This window comes from Anabaena sp. AL93, assembly GCF_001672085.1.
In the GTDB taxonomy this organism is placed as follows: Bacteria; Cyanobacteriota; Cyanobacteriia; order Cyanobacteriales; family Nostocaceae; genus Dolichospermum; species Dolichospermum heterosporum.
In genome coordinates this window covers 1-1,983 of the sequence record NZ_LJOU01000201.1, presented here as the reverse complement: position 1 = coordinate 1,983, position 1,983 = coordinate 1, and the positions used below count along the sequence as shown (strand labels likewise).

Below are 1,983 nucleotides of genomic sequence, written 5' to 3'. Positions count from 1 at the left end.
TCTAGGTAGAGTCGAGGACGGGTATTATCCCGCGCCCCTCTCTGTTAAATCTGGGCGTGCGACTTTCACCGCACCCAGCTTCCGATGTTCTTAGCTTTCGCTTTTGCTCATGTGAATATAATCGTGGCAGCTTTCGTGAATGGCTAAAAGGTTCTTTATTTTCCAGTTTTCGTGGTTTCCATCAACATGATGCAGATGTACCTTTTCATCACTAAGCATTTTTAATCCACAATGTCCACATTTATGGTTTTGCCGTTTGAGGGCTTTAGAGGTATGACTGTCATAGAGCTTACTGTTACGTTCGCTCCAATAAGTTAAATCTCCGTCATAAGGCGATTTTTCACCTTTAACATTGATGTGTTTGTTTTCGGAGTAGGGAACTGATGGGAATGCCTTATCTAGTAATTTCTTGCTAGTGTAGCGATTCTGTTTCGTTTCCCTGTTGAATACCCTAAATGCTCTTGTTTCGATGTGGAATAATGAGTTACGTGAACCGTCCATCTTGCAAAAGCGGTGATAATTCCTCCAACCTCTAACTACTGGGGCTAATTTCTCAGCCTTTGTGGTAGCACCATAATTCGAGTTGTTGACGATGTGTTTTACTTTCTTGCGAAAAGCTTTGTAGTTATCCACTGAAGGGACACATCTAAACTTTCCGTTATTCTGGACTTTGAAATGCCAGCCGAGGAAATCAAACCCATCTGTCGCGGCGGTTAGCTTTGTCTTTTTCTCGCTGACTTTCATTCCCCGCTCTGCTAGGAACTGACTGATTTTGTCAAGTATATCTGTGGCATCGTCCTGGGGTCGGAGTATTATTACCATGTCATCCGCATAGCGAATTGTTGGCTCGGTAATATCTTTCCTGGGGGTTTTGTCGGTGATTCTTCTGTTAGATACCCCATGATATCTATGAATACTTTCAATCCCGTTTAAGGCGATGTTAGCTAATAGTGGACTCACTACCCCGCCCTGCGGTGTTCCCTGTTCGGGAAACTCTGGATTAACTCCGGCTTTGAGACATCGGAAAATTCCCTGTCTTATGCTATAAGGAGCGATGAGTCTATCCATTATGGCGGTGTGGTTTATCCTGTCGAAGCATTTTTCAATATCGAGTTCTATAACTCGTTTATCTTTTCCATTGCAAAATGAGCGTAGGTTGTCAAACAAGTATTTTTGCGCGTCATGTGCCGAGCGTCCCGTTCTGAAACCGTAGCTCCTAGCGTGGAAGGTTGCTTCGTGTGCTGGTTCTAGTGCGTATTTGACAAGGCATTGATACGCCCTATCCGCAATAGTGGGGACTTTGAGAATCCGGGTTTTTCCATCCTTTTTAGGGATGGGTATTTCACGCAACCCCTGGTGTTTCCAGCCGTTACATTCGGTTCTGAGCTTTTCACTCAGTTGAAACCTTTGCTCGAATGTGAGCGCGGTTTTCCCGTCTATTCCCGCTGTCTTTTTTCCAGTATTTAGCTGTGTTACTTGACGGATAGCCAGTAATCTCGCTGCGGTTGATTTCAGAATCAGCTTTTGTAGTGACTTTGCTTTGCGCTTGTCGCCAACTTGAACCGCTTTATACACGCGTTTTTGTAGGCGGAATAGGTTACGGCGGAATTTCTTCCACGGTAACGTCTTCCAGGATTCACTAGAGTTGTCTCTGTGTCTAATCATGCTCTGTTCCAATCTGTGTATTCTGAACACCTCAGACCAATTACGGTCTGTCCTACCCGAATTGAGGGGATTCCGCTGCTCGTCTAGCCTACTTATGGGGTTCGACCTCCCCTAGACCCTCAATCCGTTTTTATTCGTTCCCTCGGTTGATTGATCGTTCCGTTAGGTGTAGCCACTTCAACCACTGGAATCCCTAGACTCTTGCCGCTATCAAGCGGAGATGCGGCGGGAATTAATTCCAGTTAAGTCAAGGATTTTGAGTTGTGTCCTGCTTTAGAGTAGGTTGCTTTTCTAGGCTCTGTTTCACCGTAGGAACTC

At 45.1% G+C, this 1,983-nt stretch carries 1 protein-coding gene; it reads right to left on the bottom strand.

Features of this window, described 5'->3' with window-relative positions; translation table 11 throughout:
* Positions 1-90 precede the first annotated feature (90 nt).
* Positions 91-1,665, bottom strand: a complete 1,575-nt coding sequence (locus AN486_RS26420; RefSeq protein WP_053537880.1) for a reverse transcriptase domain-containing protein — start codon at positions 1,663-1,665, stop codon at positions 91-93.
* Between the last annotated feature and the right edge of the window lie 318 nt (positions 1,666-1,983).